Genomic DNA, 16,080 nt, shown 5'->3' with positions numbered 1-16,080 from the left:
CCGCGCGACGGCCGTGATCCAGCCGTTACATAACCAGATGGGGGCGCTGTCTGACACTGTCTGTTGTTTTGGGGATTTGCGGCGCGCGGAGCATTGACGGCTCCGGAAATACGGCAGTAACGTCCCCGCCACGCCGATCCCGTGGATCGGTCAACGAGGGGTGCCGCCCTGGCCCACCGCGAGTACCGATCTCCGACGTCGCCCCGTGCCCCCACGCCGGGTGCGTTGTGGGTTCCCCTCGGCCGTGACGGCCCCGGCGACCGCAGTGCGCCGCGGCGTCGCGAATGCTCCGCGCCGTCTGCAGCGGACGGCGCGCGCCTGAACAGACCTGCAAGGGTCTCGTCCTGAGGAGAGACAGGCATGATCAGAGCGATCGGCGGCGACGCCGACTCGACCCCCACCTCGGCGCGAGGCCGCTCACGCGGGCGCCGCACCGTCGCGGCCGCTGCCGGCGCCGCCCTCGCGGCGGCGAGCCTCCTGCTCGCCGGCGTCGTCCCCGCACACGCCGCCACCATCGTCCACACCTACGCACCGACGGGAGTGGGAGGCGGGACGACGACGTCCCCGGACGTGGCGTCCGCCAAGTACCAGGTGCAAGTCGCCGGCACGCCCGTCCAGGCTGTCCGGTACACCGCGAACCGCAACAACTTCGACATCGCGCGCTTCGCGTCGGACTCCCGGACACCGACGATCACGGTCACGCTGCCCAGCACCACGATCGACACGGTGAACGTCTACCCGGCGCGCTATTACCCGTCCAGCAGCATCTCGGTGAGCGCGGACAAGCACACTCTGACGTTCCAGATGTCAGCGGACGCCGGGTTGAACCAAGCGATCGTGATGGTCAACGGCGACTCGACCAACGTCACGGGACAGCCCTATCTGGCGGTCGTCAACGACCCTCTGGAAGATGCGGCGCAGCGTCCGAACACCACGAGCGCACCGGACGGATCCGGCGTCAACCTGCAGACCGGTGTCCTCAACTTCCAGGAGTTCGCCGCGAAGTACCTCGCGGCGCACCCGAACAGCACGGCTCAGAAGGCTCCCGACGCGACGACGAGCTCCATGGCCGGCAAGACCGTCAACGGCACCGCCATCCCCGCCGGTCAGCAAACCTCGGCCGGGACCCTGGTGAGTGCGAGCAGCGTCAACGTGCGGTACCCGAATGTGCGGGCGATGGCCGCCGACGACGTCACGTACGCCCTGCAGGCAGCCCTCGACACCATCAAGGCCAACCCCACGGCGCTCAACACGCTCTACTTCCCCAACGGCACCTACGTGTGGTCCGGTCTCCTGGTCAACGGTCTGGACGGCAGCAAGCTCAAGGGCGGCAAGCTGAAGATCTACACCGCCGAAGGGGCCCTGCTGAAGAACCGCATCCAGGCGTACATGGAGGCGTTCGAGCCGGGGGTCGGGATCATCAACTCGAGCAACATCGAAATCGACGGCCGCGGCGTCTTCGACTGCAACGGCGTGGCGAACTACAACGCCCGCAGCAGCGGTGACTCGCACGACGCCTACCGCAGCCAGCACCAGGGCGGCGTCATGGTCATGCACTCGTCGGACATCACGTTCAACGACACCTACGAGCGCGACGCGAAGCAGTGGAACTATGAGACCCACAGCGCCAACAGGGTGACGTTCAACAACATCAAGGCTCTCACCCCGTACGGCCAGCCGTGGATCGACGGGACGGACTTCGCGAGCGGTCAGGACATCACCGCCAACGGCGTCTTCACCCTCGGCAACGACGACGCGTTCGCCTCCGGCCACTACAACCCCAGCGACGGATTCACCCCGCTGGCCTCCGGCGTGTGGGGCAACTTCCAGCTCGGCACCTCCACCCCCGACGTCCAGGGCTATGCCGACGCGGTGGGCGCCCACGACGCCGTCGCCGACGAGCTCGGATTCGACAACTACCACTGGGACAACGAGGACTCGAAGAACATCTCGGTCAGCAACACGCTGAACTGGTCCGTCGGCGCAGGCAACTCGATCCGCATCGGATGGAACTCGTTCGGATACAAGCTCAACAACTACACGTTCGACAACTTCAACTCCGTGTCGGCGCCGGCCGGCGGCATCTTCACCCAGAACAGCCCCAAACCGTACCCGCGCATCTCGAGCATCGTGATAAAGAACAGCTCGTTCGACACCTCCCGGTACACGTCGGGACCGATCAGGCTCAACGGCGGCAACGGATCCACCCAGACCATCACCGCCGACGACCAGGCGAACTACGGGCTCGCCCCCAACCCCGACGGGTCGGGCGCCACATACACGTACCCCAAGACCCCGATCGGCACCCTCAACCTCGACAACGTGTGGTTCTCGCAGCAGAAGACGAACAGCAGCCCGTTGAACGGCGCCACGAACGTGACGCTGAACAACCTCCAGGTCGCGGGCCGTCCTGTCCAATACACCAGCCAGTTCCCCCTGGCGCCGAGCGGGATCGGCACGCTGACCACCACCTACACGGACGCGAACGGCCACACCCAGAACGTCAAGGCCGGCGCCCTCACCAACGGCGACGCCTGGGTGGGCGCGTGGACCGGAGACCAGACCAAGAACAACTCCTCGGACCTGACCCTCATCACCCGCAACACCGGGACCGGCCTGATGGGCGAGCAGTACACCACGGGATCCGGAGACGGAAAGATCTCCTACGTCCAGTTCCCCCTCACCAGCCTCACCAGGGCGCCGAGCAAGGCGACGCTCCACCTCACCTACGTCGGCCACCGCTACTCGACGGTTGCGTCGACTGACACCGACCAACTCCTCGTACAACCCGCCGGCGACACCACCTGCACCGGCGGCAGCACGTCCTGCCCGATCAACACGATGACCTGGCAGAACCGGCCGAGCTTCACCGCCACGGCCTCCTCCGTCGCGAAGTCGGCCACCTTCACCCTCGGTTCGACCCTCATCCCCGAGGGCGGCGGGACCCACCAGACCAACGCCGTCGACGGCCGCGACATCACCGTCGACATCACCTCCTTCGTCCAGAACGCCTACGCCGCCAACCAGCCCACGCTCCTGCTCGCCGTCTGCAACGCAGGGGGAACCAACCACGAGCTGCGCTTCGTCAGCTCCGAAGGCGCCACCGGCTCCGGGAAGCTCACCAACGGGACCGCCGAAATGGCGCCCGGGGTGACCATTACCCCGTAGCCACTCGATTCGAGGCCGGCCCGCCCCCGGCGGGGGGCGGGCCGGCCTCAGCCGTCCGGTTCTGCCGTCGACCGCTCTGTCCCGCGGCGAGTTCCTCGGTGACCTGACCGGCCGCTGTGTGGGCGACCTCGACGCCGGTACCGCCAGGCCCCAGTCGTCGTCGATACGGCGAGCAGTTCCCGGATGGCGAAGGCGGGCTCGTCATCGGCGGCCGCGACCTCCCCAGCGGTCAGGGCCGGCACCGCCAAGTGCGCGGGCAACAGGGGACTGCGGGAGAGCCCAGGAGCCCCGCTACCGAGGTGGGTGTCGATCTTTTGACGGTATGTGAGAACGCTGATGAGTACGTGGTGGTCACCGTGACGGTTGCGGGATGCCTGGCGGAACACTTGGATCTTCCGGCTTTGCGCGGGCGCGTGGACGAGACCTTGGAAGCGCCTCCCGACGCGAAGGCGCACTACGGCGCGCACCTCGGCGAGACTTTGGGAGCGGTGCGTGGGTTCCTGGCAGGTGGGGGGAAGCGCGTACGGCCTTTGTTCTGTTGCGTGGGCTGGCACGCTGCGGGCGGCGGACCGGAGGAGGCGGCGATGCTGCGCGTTGTGGCGGGACTGGAACTGTTCCACGCCTTCGCCCCGCTGCACGACGATGTGATCGCGGGCCGGAGTCCGCTTCGACAAGGGCGTCCTCGTCGAACGCGAGGAGATGACAGCAGCCTGACTACATCCCGATCACAGGACTCGGCAGCTGCACGTTCACGTCCGGCCTCATGTGGACGGTCGGCCTCGTCCCAGCAGTCCGCCCAGTTCGGCAGCCAGAGCGACCGAAGCCTCGATCTCGACCTTGCGGATCGACACGCTCTCCACGAGGAACCCGAACGGCATGCCGAGTTTGCGGCAGAAGGCAATCAAGTCGCGGGCGTTCGCCAGGCAGTGCTGGTAGGACTCGGCCAGCGTGTCGTCTGCGTGGCGCAGAGAGTTCTCCAGCCAGCGTGGGACGTCCACGCCGAGCCACTTGAGGAACGCCAGCGTCTTCACCGACCCGCACACCGAGAGCGTGAACAGGACGGGCTTGGGTTCCAGCTGCCGCTCGCGGCAAGCGTAGTAGTAGTCGGAGACCATGCTCTTGGCCGCGTCGGCGTTGTAAATGACCTGCGAGATGAAGTACGCGCATCCCGCCTGGTGCTTGGCCAGCAGTCGCTGATGCTCCTCGGGGCGTTCGGCGATGGCGACGCCGCCGAGCAGCAGGTCCGGACGGGCGTCAAGGCGCAGGGCCTGCGCCTCGGACAACCCGGTCCGCACCGCCTTGCCCTTCGAGGACGCGCCGACGAAGACGGAGAGCACGCGGTCGGTGTCGGCCATCCGCAACCAGGTCCGCAGTTCCGCCTCGGTGTACTTGCCGACGCACCGGTAGATGACCGTGGGGCGGTTCCACCCGCCGAGGTACTCCGCGTGATAGACGGCGGGATCGATCGTGGGCAGGTACGGAAACGGCCGCTCCGCCGGATTGCGGTCGCTCTCATCGGCGATGTCGTACAGCGCCAGACCGTCCACATCGAGGAAGTCCAACCGCGCCAAGGTGGACGCGGTGATTTCCCGGATCCGCTCGGGCGTGGTGCTCAGCCGCGGCGGCGTGAGACCGAACAGCAGGACACCACCCTCGGCACCGGCCACCAGCATCCGGTTGGCAGTGCTGTCGTCATGGTCCACCATGATGCGGAAACTAGCAGCTCATCCACCAGGCACCAGGCAAGTCGCCAGTCTGTGAGACGGAACACGGCTCGTCGTCATCGCACCTTACGCCGCGATCGACGCCCGCAGTGAGGGGGCGATCAGATCCACAGGATTTGACAATTGCTCCGGCAAGCGAGGCTGCTTCCACGGCGCCGTCGCCGCAGCAGTGGTCCGCCTCTGGCTCAAGCGGTGAACTTCCGGAAGCGGTCTCTCGCAATTCCGGGGTGGGGATAGAGCTCGGCCATCACGGGGGCACGCCGCCGGAGCACGGAGGGGCGGCGGTGTCCTCCCCAGGAGATCGAGAGGGCGCATCAGAAAACCCCGAGGAGTGTCATCGCGCGGACACAGGAATGGAGAGGGGGATGGTTTTGAAGGAGAGCGCCGACCGCGACCCGGAGCAGCAGCCAGGCCGTGCAGAGGCCTTGGGTGAACGGACGTAGCAGGAGACCGCTGTCCGCCGTGTTGTTCATCCTCACGTCATGGGAGGCGCAGGGCCTGCCCGGAAGCAGGGAAGCGGATCCTGCGAGAGGCAGAGCCGCTGGGGCCGCGAGCCTTCGGTGCAGCCGTCGAGTCCTCACTAGCCGCCGTTCGCGTTCGGCTGCGGGAGGCATTGGATCCGCACCGCTCATCACTGCCCCGTCCGGCCCGGTCCTCCGACACTGGCCAAAGGGAACGGCCGCGGACCCTAGGGGTCGAAGGGCGTTGGTGGTGTGTGGTGGGGGTGGTGGGATGGTGGGTGGTCGGCGCAAGCGTGGCTTTATGGGGTGTGGTTATGGTCTGGGTTTATGAGTGTTCATGACAGTGGCATTGATCCTGACGGTGAGTTGTGGGTTCGGCGTTTTCATCCGGTGGGGGGTGCGCCGGTGCGGTTGGTGTGTCTGCCGCATGCGGGTGGTACGGCGTCGTTCTTCTTCTCTTATGCGCGGGTTCTCGCGGCGGGTGCGGATGTGCTGGCGGTGCAGTATCCGGGGCGTCAGGACCGGCGTCATGAGCCCGCGTTGACGTCGGTGGGGGCGTTGGCGGATCGGGTGTTCGAGGTGTTGTGGCCGTATGACGATCTGCCGCTGGTGTTGTTCGGTCACAGTATGGGCGGGATCGTGGGTTTCGAGGTTGCCCGGCGGATGGAGCGGGCGGGCCGGCCGGTGGCGGGGCTGATCGTGTCGGGGCGTCGTGCTCCTGACGTGTATGCCGCGGACGATGTGCACACGCGTGGTGATCAGGCGTTGATCGCTGAGATGAGCGCGTTGTCGGGCACGGATCCGGGGGTGTTGGCCGATGAGGAGATTCTGCGGATGGTGCTGCCGGCGCTGCGTGCGGATTTCACCGCGATCGAGACCTACCGTTACCGGCCGGACGGTGCGCGGGCGCCGTTGAGCTGTCCGTTGAGCGTGTTGACGGGGGAGTCGGATCCGCGGGTCGCTGTGGGGGAGGCGATGGCGTGGCGGGATTTCACCAGGGGTGCGTTCACGTTCCGCAGTTTCCCGGGCGGGCATTTCTTCCTGACGCCGCAGCAGGACGCGGTCACGGCGGCCATCGCCGACGATCTCGGCCGGCTCGTCCAGCCCGCCGCCCGCTGAAGCGCGGCCCGCACGGCGCGCACCGCCCCTGCACGGCCGGGGGCCCTATGAGGTCCCCGACGGGGCTACGACTGCGACTGGGCTTGATCCGCTTTGGTGGACATCCGAGATCAGGGGTTCAGCCCCGGGAGGATGTCCATCATGGAGAGCATGGGGGAAGAAGAAGCCTCGCCCTCGTCGCTCGTTCACGCCGGATTTCACGGCGGAGATCGTCGAGTTGTGCCGGCGCGGTGCCCGCTCGGTCAGATCACCAAGGACCCATGGCGTGCTCAAGCGGGCAGGCGCCGGATGCGGCCGCCGACGTGTCGCGCGGCTGATGCGGGCTGCCGGACTGCAGGGCCGACACCGCAGACGACGGCACTTGACGACGATCTCCGATGCACGAGCTGTCCTGCGGCCCGATCTCGTCGTCCGGGACTTCCAGCCCGACGCCGCCGGCCTGGATGCCCGCTGGTGCGGCGACACCACCTACATCGCCACGGAGGAGCGCTGGCTCTATCTGGCCACCGTCATCGACATCGCATCCCGGCGCGTGGTCGGCTGGGCGACGGCCGACCACCTGCGGACCGATCTGGTCGCGTCCGTGGATGTCGTAGCCGCACGCTGCGACGGTCGTCGTGTCCCTCCGCCGTCGACGCCGCCGCGGGCTTCTGACATCGTGCGCTCAAGCCGCTTCGAGACAGGTCGGCCGACCAGGCGCGCACGCTCGTGGCTCGACCTCCTAGTAGATGACCACCGCACGGAAGCGGACGGCGCCCTTGGCGACCTTGTCGACCACCGTGGCCACCTCCTCCTTCGGGAACGTCTCGACCATGGGGGTGACCTTTCCCACGGCGGCGAGGTCGAGGGCCTCCCGGAGGTACTGCGGCCCGTTGTGGGTGGAACCGATCACCTGCATGCGAGTGCCGATGAACGGAAGGCCCCTGCCGGACGGCGGGACGGTGAAGGGGGCGGTGGGGTCGATGCCCGACAGGACCAGTCGCCCGCCGGGCCGCAGGCCGGTCAGCGCCTCCGCCGCGGCCGGATACGACGTGCCGGTCGCCAAGATGACGTCGGCGCCGCCCGCCGCGCGCAATTCGGCGCCGTTCGCCACGACCTCGTCCGCGCCCAGCCGCCGTACCACGTCGTGTTTGTCCGGCGAGCTTGTCATCGCGATCGTCTCGAGGCCGCAGGCGTGCGCGAATTGCACCGCCAGATGACCCACCGCGCCGATGCCGAGCACGGCGACCCGCTCGTGCGGCTGAGGCTCCCCGGCGCGCAGGGCGGACCAGCCCGTGTAGCCCGCGCACAGCATGGGCGCGGCCAACTCGAAGGGGAGCCCGTCGGGCAGCAGTACGGTCTCGTCGGCACCCACGACCATGTACTCGGCATGTCCGCCCTGCACGCTGAAACCGGTCGTGGTGGGTGCCACGCACGCGAAGGCGGCCTGCCCGGTCACCGGCAGGCCCAGACGGCAGTAGTCGCACCGTCCGCAGGCGGCCCGGACCCAGTGGGTTCCCACCCGGTCACCGACACGGCGCGTGGTGACCCCCGGCCCCACCGCGACGACCTCACCCGCCGGCTCGTGTCCGGTGATCACCGGGTCGACCGAGGGGAACCGGATAGCCCCGGTGGTGGCCAGGACGTCGTTGACGCATACGCCGGAGGCGCGCACCCGCATCAGCACCTCGCCGGGCCCCGGCTGCGGAGTAGGCACCTCGCGCAGTTCCCACCTGCCGTTGACCGCGGGTATCACGGCTGCCTTCACGAAGTTCACCTTTCTTGTGCGACGGATGAAAGGAGGGCGCGGATGTCGTCGACCACCGGCGGCGCAGGAGGTACGCGCGCGTCACGACAGGGTCACAGCGTGCTGACGTCGGTGCGACGGCGGTCCTCCTTCATGGGCAGGGAGGTGACGGTGGCGCGGAGCTCGCGCTGGGCGGTGCCGGGGTTCCCCCACAGCACCGTCACCTCGGTGCCCGGTGCCGCCAGGTCGCGATCGATGACGCAGAGGGAGATGGTGCGGCGCAGGTGCGTGCTGTACGTGCGGGAGGTCGAGACGCCCACCGGGTGTCCGCCGACCAGCACCTGGTCGAGGCTGGCGCCGATCTTGCGCGGCATCTCCATGGGATCGGGCAACGGGCCGTCGCCGAACTGGGAGGAGAACAGGTCGATCACGTCCTCGCTGTTCCAGTGCAGGCCTGCCAGGTGGCGCGCCGGGCCGCCTTCGGCCGCCTCCGCGGCCAGCGCGTCGCGTCCGATGAAGTCGTGGGAGGTGAGGGCTCCGCGACGGCCCCAGCCGAGCTCACCGGGGCGGCGGAAGTACTCCGTCACGTCGGTCGGGACGAAGCTGCCGTCCGGCATCCCGCGGGGAAAGAGCTTGGGCGCCCCCGGCGTGATGATCGACGAAGGCAGGTAGTCGATGCCGACCGTGGCGATGCCCGCCTCGATGTGGGCCACGAGTTGGGAGCGCATCCCCAGTTGGCGGATGCCGTGCTCGGTCCCGGCCTCGACGACCGCCGTCCAGATCGCGTTGGCGTCGTCGGCGGAACCGTGCAGCTCGTACCCCAGCTCCCCGGAGATCCCCGAGCGCAGAATCCGCACGGGGATGCCGCTGATACTGGTCAGGCGGCTCCGGTTGAAGCCGATGTCGCGCAGGCTCTCGCCGGTCGCGGCCTCGAGTGCGAACAGCGACGTCGGCCCCTGGATCTCGAAGATGAACATGTCGGGGCTGATCACCTCGCTCTTGGCGTCCCAGCCGCCCTGGTCGATCTGCCAGGCGGTCCAGTCGACGCCGCCGCCGCTGTAGACGAACTCCTCCTCGGCCACCCGGTACAGCAGGCCCTCGGAGGCGATGTGGCCGCGTTCGTCCAGCTGGACGTGGTGCTTGATCTGGCCCGGTTCGAAGCGCGCCAGGTTGTTCATGCCGATGCGGGTGAGCGCGGTCAGGGCCTCGGCCCCGTGGACGCGGAGCTTGCCGATGGCCGACCAGTCGCCGATGTAGCACGATCGCACATGGGCCAGGCTCTCCTCGCACCAGTTGGTGTACTCGTACGGGATGAAAACGGGCGTCCACCGGAAGAGCAGACCCTTGACGTTCGCCTCGTCCTGCGCGGCGGCCGCCGGGCTGAACACCGCCGGCCGCTCCACGTCGAAGGGACGGTCGGCCAGTTCCAGCAAAGCCTGGTAGCGGGCGCGCTGCCGGTCGATCAGATGCTCCATGGAATTCCTCCGGCGGTGATGGTGGTACGGCATTTCTGACCCGGAGTTCTTTCGCCGGGAAGCTGTCATTTCGCTGAGCGACATTCTCACGAGAAGGATGGACGGCGCGGCCTGTGCCGCTGCGTCGGCAGGCGACGACTGCTTGGCCGGGTTCGGCGGCCGAGGGGTCTCGCCGTCGATACGCCGCCCTGGTCACGAGGTCAGGTCGTCACGTCGCCGACTTCCAGGCCCTTCAGCTGCTCCAGGTAGGACGCCATCCATTCCATGGAGAAGCCGCCGTTCAGCCGGAGGGCGAAGTTGTAGAGCAGGAAGGGGTGGACACCGAGCTGGAACAACTCGCGGATGTCGGTCCTGGCCAACGCCTCGCGCTCTTGGTCGGTCAGGTCGCGGTCGGCGAGGGCGGCCTCCGGGACTTCCTTCAGCTGCTTCGCCAGGTCGCCGTCGGCGGCGACCTCCCACAGCACTCGGTTGGTGGCGTACCGGCTCATGGGGCCACCACCTCCGGTGCGGGGGCGGACGCATGGCCACCCCAGGCCAGGAAACCGGTCGGTGGGGCGAAGGTGCTGGCTACCTTCTCGGCGTAGTCCGGGGTGACTCCGCCCACAGCGCCGAGCGCGAAGAGGAAGTCGAGGAATCCAGGGGTGCCGCTGCCGATCGCTGCCAGCGACTCGTAGGTGGTCTCCTTGATCAGTGACTCTGTGTCACCGGCGGTGATCTGCTCCCATACCCGTTTGTCCCACGCCGTCTCCGGCTCGGTCTGGAACCGTGCCATGGCCGGGTTGCCGATCGCGTTGGACAGGTGCCCGCTGGCGATGATCGCCACCCGCAGGTCGGCGGGGTGCGCCTCCACCATCTCGACGATGGCGGCGCCGAGGTCGTAGAAGCGACGCCCGGTGGCCACCGGCGGAGCCATCACGTTGGTGAAGATCGGAACGACCGGTAGGTCCTGCTCGGGTCTGAGGAAGCTCAACGGGACGGTGAACCCGTGGTCGAGCAGGAAGTCATCGCTGTAGGAGAAGTCGATCCCGCGCTCGAAGCCACCGCGCAGCAGGTGCCGCGCGATGTCCCCTTCCAGGGCGGTGTCGTAGGACCCGATGCCGAACAGCTCCTGCTCGTGCGGGAACGGGCCACGCGCTCGGACCGCCTTGCCGATCAGGAAGGTCGGCATGTTGTCGTAGAACCACTGGTTGAAGTGGTCCCCGGAAACCACCACCAGCACGTCGGGCCGCGCGGCTGCGAGCCGTGCCCGCAGTTCCGCGAAATGGGCTATTGATCGCCGCAGCGGCTCGGGAGCCGCCGATCCGCCGGCGGCAACGCCGGGGAGCAGCGGGTCATGGGGAGTGCACAGCACTTGGACGACGCTGGCCATCGCTCACCTTTCAGCATGGAACCCTCCAGGCAGACCAGCCGTACAGAGGGGATCTCCACATTCGGTGGTAACAGCGTGAGCGGTGCGACGTCGTTGTGGAATAGCGGAACCGGTATGCGCACTATCCGCGGAGCGTATGGTCCGGCGACGTTCGACATGTGGGAGGTGGGCGAAAGTTCGTGGCAGCTGAGGCCGCCCGGTGGAGCATGCCCACCAGCAGCTCGTCGCTGAACCCGGGGCCGCAGCCCGGCCAGGGCATTGCCGGAGGCCGAGTGGGTGAGCCCGACGACCTCGCCGGCCCGTGTGACGCACCGTTCCCCGGAGCAGCGCCACCAGCACCGGAGGGGACACCAGATCCTTTGATGCCGGCCCGTGACGCGAGCTGCCCCGAAGGGCGGACACGGCGTGCGGCCGGGTATTCATCCGGTCCATGGCTGCGATACGAAACCGCGTATTGGACGTGGCCCGGGCCACCCACAAGATGGTGCTGCACCAAGGGAGTTCAGGGCATCCGCACCGGAGCCGCCGGGCCTGCCGGTGCTCACCGACGCTCGTTGGCATTCGGCCCGGACGTCTCTCATCGCCCTGCACCGATCTCCTCAACCTGCCCTGACGCACTCGGGAGTCCTGCCTTGACCAGCATCCAGAACGCGCTCATCGTCGGCGGGGGCATCGCCGGCCTGACCGCCGCGACCGCCCTGTCCCGTACCGGGATCTCCTGCGACGTGGTCGACCTGGCCGACGGTCCGGCCGGGGCCGCCATCTCACTGCTCAACCGGGCCGTCGACGGTCTCGCCGAGATCGGAGTCCTGGAACAGTGCCTGGACGAGGGGCTGGCGGTGTCCCCGCAGGACATCTTCGCCTACTTCGACGCGGCGGGGAAACCGGTGTCCACGCCGCCCATGCCTCCCGCACCGACGTCCGCTCTGCCGCACGGCATCCTCATCTACCGGCCGGTCCTGGCGAACATCCTCCGGCGAGCCGCGGAGCAGGCCGGCGCGAGCCTCCGGAACGGCGTGGGTCTCGCCGGGCTGCGGCAGACGGAAGACTCCGTCACCGCCTCCCTCACCGACGGGTCGGAGCGGTCGTACGACCTGGTCATCGGCGCGGACGGCATCCGGTCGAAGACGCGTTCGCTCATCCTGGGGGGCCAGGCGACCCCGACCTACTCCGGCCTCACGATGTTCCGATGGGTCGCCGACGGGGTACCGGACGTCGGCCCGATCGGGCACTACGAGTCGGAGTACCTCTGCGTGACCCGGCGGCAGCGGGACGGCGGCCTCTACCTCGCAACCGGCCGCGAGTTCCCGGAGCGCCCGCGGATCGAGGCGGCACAGGCCCGCCAGATCGTCCGGGAGAACCTCCGCTCTTTCACCGCACCGCTGATGCGCGCGCTGGAGGCGCGGCTCACGGACGACACGAAGATCATCGTCAACGACTACGACTGGCTGCTCGTGTCCGAGCCCTGGTACCGGGGCCGGGTCCTGCTGATCGGCGACGCCGCGCACGCCACCACCGCCCACCTCGGTGCCGGCGGGGGTATGGCGGTCGAGGACGGCGTGGTCCTCGGTCAGGAATGCGCGGCCGGCGGCCCGCTCGAGGACGTGTTCAAGCGCTTCGTGACACGGCGCTTCGAGCGGGCTCGCCTGGTGGTTCAGACCAGCGTCGAACTGGACCGCATGCAGCAGCGGGGAGAGCCGATCGCCGCTCAGAACAAGGTGCGGGGGCGGGCGATGGAGGCTCTCTCCAGCCCCTACTAGGCCCCGTGCCCGGCACATGCGGACCGACCGACCACGGGAGCCAGCGAGCATGACGGCGCCCGGTCCGGTGCGTTCACCGGCGCGCGGCTTCGCGCTCACCGCCCACTCACGACAGCCGCTTCCTTGCCCGTGGCCGTGGCCGTGGCCGTGACCGGGCGGCGCGGACCGGCGGGAGCTGAAGGCCGGGGACGACCCGGTTGCGGATGGTGCCGATGCCCTCGACGGTCATCTCCACGACGTCGCCGGGCCGCAGTGGCGGCGGGTCCGGACGGCCACGGAGGCCCCACAGCTCGGCCAGGCAACCGCCGTTCCCGCAGGTGCCCGAGCCGAGGACGTCCCCGGCGCGGACCTCGCTGCCGCGGGATGCGTAGGAGACCAGCTCCTCGAACGGCCAGCCCATGTTGGACAGCAGGTCACGCCCGATCTCGGTGCCGTTGACGGAGACCCGCATCTCGAGGGACAGGAAGCCCTCGTCGTCCCGATACGGCTCCAGTTCGTCGGCGGTGACCAGCCACGGGCCCAGAGTGCCGGCGAAGTCCTTGCCCTTGGCCGGGCCCAGGCCGACCTTCATCTCCCGGCGCTGCAGGTCGCGCGCGGACCAGTCGTTGAGCACCGTGTAGCCGAAGACGGCATCACGGGCCTGCTCCGGACTCAGCGACGCGCCGCCCCTGCCGACGACTGCGGCGACCTCGAGCTCGAAGTCGAGCAGCTGTGAGCCGGGCGGGACGGCGACGTCGTCATGGGCACCGACGAGGGCATAGGGGTTGGTGAAATAGAAGGTGGGTGCCTCGTACCACTCCGGCATCACTCCGCCGTCGGTCATGCTCCGTACCACCCCCTCCACGTGCTCCTCGAACGCCACGAAGTCCCGCACGGTGGGAGGGGCGAGCGGCGGCAGCAGCCGGACGCCGTCCACCGGCACGGCCCGTGTCTCCAGCGCCGTGCCGCCGGTCTCCAGCGCGGCCGGCAGCCCCGCACGTACGAGGTCGAGCACCCTCGTCCCCTCCGGGAGGGCGTGCAGCCCTGCATCGGAGACGACACCCGAAGACGTTCTGCCCTGGGACTCCCAGGTCGCGAACTTCATCGACCCGCACCGGCGAGGTGGAGGGGCGGCGGAGTGAGGGTGTTCGACGGACGTCGGTCGACGATGACGTCGTGCACCACGGGCACGGTGGGCTCCTTACCCGTCATTTGACGGCGAGGGGGTTGACCGGTGCGCCGACGGCGCCGGTCACGGGCAGGGGGGCGGCCACGAGGAGGAACTCGTAGACGGCGTCTGCGGCGCAGTCGGCGGCCAGGGTGTCGAGGTCCCACATCTCCCCGATGAACAGGCCGATGTGCGGGATGGCGACCTGATGCAGCGGCTGGAAGGCGGCATCGAACTCGTTGGGGCGAACCTCGAAGCCCCAGGTGTCGGTGGCGATTCCGGCGATCTCGGAGGCGTGCAGCCAGTCGGCCGTGGCGAACGACAGACCGGGGGCGGGGCCGCCCGCGTAGTCGCCCCAGCCGTCGCCTGCGGCGATGCCGCGCCGCGCCCGGGTGAGCTGGCCGGTGCGCACCAGCAGCAGGTCGCCGCGGCCGACCCGGGCGGTCTCACCTTGCGCGGCGATGGTCTCCTCGAGGTGTTCGACGGTGACGGCGAAGCCGTCCGGCAGCTCGCCCTCGGCTCCGACCGCCCTGCCGACGTCGAGCAGCACGCCCCGGCCGGCGATCCTGTCGGCCACGGTCTCGATGCCGGTCAGCCTGTCTCCCTCGCTGGTCACCACCTGTGAGGCGCGGCGTCCGTTGTACGCCGTGCCGTGGTCGAAGATGTGGCCGAGGCCGTCCCACTGCGTGGAGGCCTGCAGCGGCATGAAGACCACGTCGTCCGCGCCGCCGAGCCCGTGCGGGAACTCCGCCGGGCCGAATTCGGCGTCCAGGCCGGAAGAGAGCATGGTGTGGACCGGGTTGGTGCGCCGCCGCCACCCCTTCTGCGGGCCTTCCGCGTCGAAGCGCTGTGCCAGCGAGAAGCTCACGCCGCGGCGGGCCAGCCGTGCGCCCTGTGCCCGTTTGGCCTCGTCGAGGAAGTTCAGCGTGCCGAGGACGTCATCGGCGCCCCAGCGGCCACAGTTCGAGACGCGCTTGGCCGCGGCCGCGATGGCCCCTTCGGGATCGGAGCGGTCGAACGTGGTCACAGGTCTTCCTCCGTGGAGTTCCGATCAGGGATCGGCAGCAAGGTCATCGGGGCTTCGTCATGGGTGCGCGGTTCCCACCGTCGGGATCGGACCCAGGAGGCGGGCGGCGTTGCCACCGCGGATGGCGTCGGTCGTGGCCTGGTCGAAGTCGGCCGCCTCCAGTCGGTCGACCGGGTCGACCACGCCCATGTCGAAGGGGTAGTCGCTGCCGAGGGTCACCTGACTCGCGCCCATCGAGCCGACCAGGTGCCGCAGCTGCTCAGTGGTGTAGACCAGTGAGTCGACGAAGGTGCGGCGCAGCAGCGCGGACGGCGGCTCGGCAGTGGTGTGCGCGTCGGAGCGGGCCGCCCAGGCGTGGTCGGCGCGGACCATATATCCGGCCAGGTAGCCACCGCCGTGCGCGGACCAGATCTTCAGCCGCGGGTGCCGCTCGAGCAGTCCGGAGAACATGATCCGGGACAGCGCGAGAGCGGTTTCGGTCGGGTTGCCCACGCTGTTGAACAGGTAGTAGGCATTCAGCCGCTCGCCGAGGGTGCACCCCCAGGGGTGGATGAGAACGGCGGCGCCCAGTTCCTCGGCGGCGGCCCAGAAGTCGGCCAGCGACGGGTCGTCGAGTTCCCGGCCCGGGCCGGCGGAGGTCGAGATCTGCACGCCCCGCATACCGAGGTCGCGGACCGCTGACACGAGCTGCCCGACCGCCAGGTCGGGGTGCTGCAGCGCTACGGCTCCGATCGAAAGCAGCCGAGTCGGTTCCTTCGCGCACAACGCGGCGATGCCCTCGTTGCCCACCGCGACGATGCGGGAGGCCAGCTCCCGGTCGGCCCACGCATGCGGCAGCGGTACCGCGCTGACCGCCTGCACCTGCACACGCGCGGCGTCCATCGCGGCCAGCCGCAGGTCGAGGTCGACCAGCTTCGGCCCGAGCTCGGCGATCTGCTTCAGGTTCACCGCCAGCGACGCCCGGCCGAGGGTGGCCGCGTCGATCTCCCGCTGCCGTGCCAGACCTGGCTGCCCCTCGATCAGCGCGTCGACGGCCGGTACGCCCGCATGGGCGTGCACATCGACGGTGGGTACGCTCACGGCGCCACCACCTCATCCGTCCGA

At 69.1% G+C, this 16,080-nt stretch carries 12 protein-coding genes and 1 pseudogene; 4 read left to right on the top strand and 9 right to left on the bottom strand.

Annotated elements, in window-relative coordinates; all coding sequences use genetic code 11:
* Positions 1-360 precede the first annotated feature (360 nt).
* Complete coding sequence (locus ACH4ZA_RS34545; protein WP_398433183.1) at positions 361-3,168, top strand: hypothetical protein; 2,808 nt, start codon at positions 361-363, stop codon at positions 3,166-3,168.
* A 47-nt stretch (positions 3,169-3,215) separates the two neighbouring features.
* Here the strand turns inward: ACH4ZA_RS34545 and ACH4ZA_RS34540 are convergent, their stop codons facing one another.
* Together ACH4ZA_RS34540 and ACH4ZA_RS34535 are read right to left on the bottom strand one after the other, a co-directional pair.
* Positions 3,216-3,554, bottom strand: a complete 339-nt coding sequence (locus ACH4ZA_RS34540) for a DUF6207 family protein (RefSeq protein WP_398433182.1) — start codon at positions 3,552-3,554, stop codon at positions 3,216-3,218.
* A 375-nt stretch (positions 3,555-3,929) separates the two neighbouring features.
* Entirely contained in the window at positions 3,930-4,874 is a 945-nt protein-coding gene (locus ACH4ZA_RS34535) for a methylenetetrahydrofolate reductase (protein WP_398433181.1), read from the bottom strand.
* An 806-nt stretch (positions 4,875-5,680) separates the two neighbouring features.
* Between ACH4ZA_RS34535 and ACH4ZA_RS34530 the strand changes: the two genes are divergently transcribed.
* A complete protein-coding gene (locus ACH4ZA_RS34530) occupies positions 5,681-6,472 on the top strand; it encodes a thioesterase II family protein (RefSeq protein WP_398433180.1) in 792 nt (263 codons plus the stop codon).
* A 217-nt stretch (positions 6,473-6,689) separates the two neighbouring features.
* Positions 6,690-7,046 (top strand): annotated as a pseudogene (locus ACH4ZA_RS34525) (DDE-type integrase/transposase/recombinase); the annotation flags it as partial.
* 147 nt (positions 7,047-7,193) lie between these two features.
* On the opposite strand, the gene ACH4ZA_RS34520 reads toward ACH4ZA_RS34525, so the two are convergent.
* From ACH4ZA_RS34520 to ACH4ZA_RS34505, 4 genes are all read right to left on the bottom strand, one after another.
* The gene (locus tag ACH4ZA_RS34520; protein WP_398433179.1) at positions 7,194-8,219 is read right to left on the bottom strand and encodes an alcohol dehydrogenase catalytic domain-containing protein; all 1,026 of its coding nucleotides are present in this window, start codon (positions 8,217-8,219) and stop codon (positions 7,194-7,196) included.
* 92 nt (positions 8,220-8,311) lie between these two features.
* Complete coding sequence (locus tag ACH4ZA_RS34515; RefSeq protein ID WP_398433178.1) at positions 8,312-9,673, bottom strand: glycine cleavage T C-terminal barrel domain-containing protein; 1,362 nt, start codon at positions 9,671-9,673, stop codon at positions 8,312-8,314.
* A gap of 200 nt (positions 9,674-9,873) precedes the next feature.
* Entirely contained in the window at positions 9,874-10,161 is a 288-nt protein-coding gene (locus ACH4ZA_RS34510) for a hypothetical protein (protein ID WP_319095524.1), read from the bottom strand.
* Positions 10,158-11,042, bottom strand: coding sequence for a hypothetical protein (locus tag ACH4ZA_RS34505; protein ID WP_398433177.1), 885 nt, complete (start codon positions 11,040-11,042; stop codon positions 10,158-10,160). The genes ACH4ZA_RS34510 and ACH4ZA_RS34505 overlap by 4 nt, the downstream gene beginning before the upstream one ends.
* 632 nt (positions 11,043-11,674) lie before the next feature.
* Here ACH4ZA_RS34505 and ACH4ZA_RS34500 point away from each other — a divergent pair.
* Positions 11,675-12,802, top strand: coding sequence for an FAD-dependent monooxygenase (locus ACH4ZA_RS34500; protein WP_398433176.1), 1,128 nt, complete (start codon positions 11,675-11,677; stop codon positions 12,800-12,802).
* A 106-nt stretch (positions 12,803-12,908) separates the two neighbouring features.
* Here the strand turns inward: ACH4ZA_RS34500 and ACH4ZA_RS34495 are convergent, their stop codons facing one another.
* The 3 genes from ACH4ZA_RS34495 to ACH4ZA_RS34485 form a co-directional block, all read right to left on the bottom strand.
* Positions 12,909-13,886 carry a fumarylacetoacetate hydrolase family protein gene (locus ACH4ZA_RS34495; RefSeq protein ID WP_398433175.1) on the bottom strand — a complete coding sequence of 326 codons (978 nt, stop codon included), beginning with the start codon at positions 13,884-13,886 and terminating at the stop codon, positions 12,909-12,911.
* Positions 13,887-13,989: 103 nt separating this feature from the next.
* Positions 13,990-14,976 carry a cyclase family protein gene (locus ACH4ZA_RS34490; protein WP_398433174.1) on the bottom strand — a complete coding sequence of 329 codons (987 nt, stop codon included), beginning with the start codon at positions 14,974-14,976 and terminating at the stop codon, positions 13,990-13,992.
* A 57-nt stretch (positions 14,977-15,033) separates the two neighbouring features.
* Positions 15,034-16,056: an amidohydrolase family protein gene (locus tag ACH4ZA_RS34485; protein ID WP_398433173.1), complete on the bottom strand. Its 1,023-nt coding sequence runs from the start codon at positions 16,054-16,056 to the stop codon at positions 15,034-15,036.
* Positions 16,057-16,080 lie beyond the last annotated feature (24 nt).

Source organism: Streptomyces sp. NPDC020597 (assembly GCF_044335095.1).
Taxonomy (GTDB): Bacteria; Actinomycetota; Actinomycetes; order Streptomycetales; family Streptomycetaceae; genus Streptomyces.
The sequence above is the reverse complement of the archived record's forward strand: the minus strand, read 5'-3'. Positions and strand labels throughout refer to the sequence as shown.

What these genes read in the sequence shown, in the direction of transcription:
- ACH4ZA_RS34545 (WP_398433183.1), top strand. Translation starts at nt 361, where the DNA reads ATGATCAGAGCGATCGGCGGCGACGCCGACTCGACCCCCACCTCGGCG.
- ACH4ZA_RS34535 (WP_398433181.1), bottom strand. Translation starts at nt 4,874, where the DNA reads ATGGTGGACCATGACGACAGCACTGCCAACCGGATGCTGGTGGCCGGT.
- ACH4ZA_RS34530 (WP_398433180.1), top strand. Translation starts at nt 5,681, where the DNA reads ATGAGTGTTCATGACAGTGGCATTGATCCTGACGGTGAGTTGTGGGTT.
- ACH4ZA_RS34515 (WP_398433178.1), bottom strand. Translation starts at nt 9,673, where the DNA reads ATGGAGCATCTGATCGACCGGCAGCGCGCCCGCTACCAGGCTTTGCTG.
- ACH4ZA_RS34510 (WP_319095524.1), bottom strand. Translation starts at nt 10,161, where the DNA reads ATGAGCCGGTACGCCACCAACCGAGTGCTGTGGGAGGTCGCCGCCGAC.
- ACH4ZA_RS34505 (WP_398433177.1), bottom strand. Translation starts at nt 11,042, where the DNA reads ATGGCCAGCGTCGTCCAAGTGCTGTGCACTCCCCATGACCCGCTGCTC.
- ACH4ZA_RS34495 (WP_398433175.1), bottom strand. Translation starts at nt 13,886, where the DNA reads ATGAAGTTCGCGACCTGGGAGTCCCAGGGCAGAACGTCTTCGGGTGTC.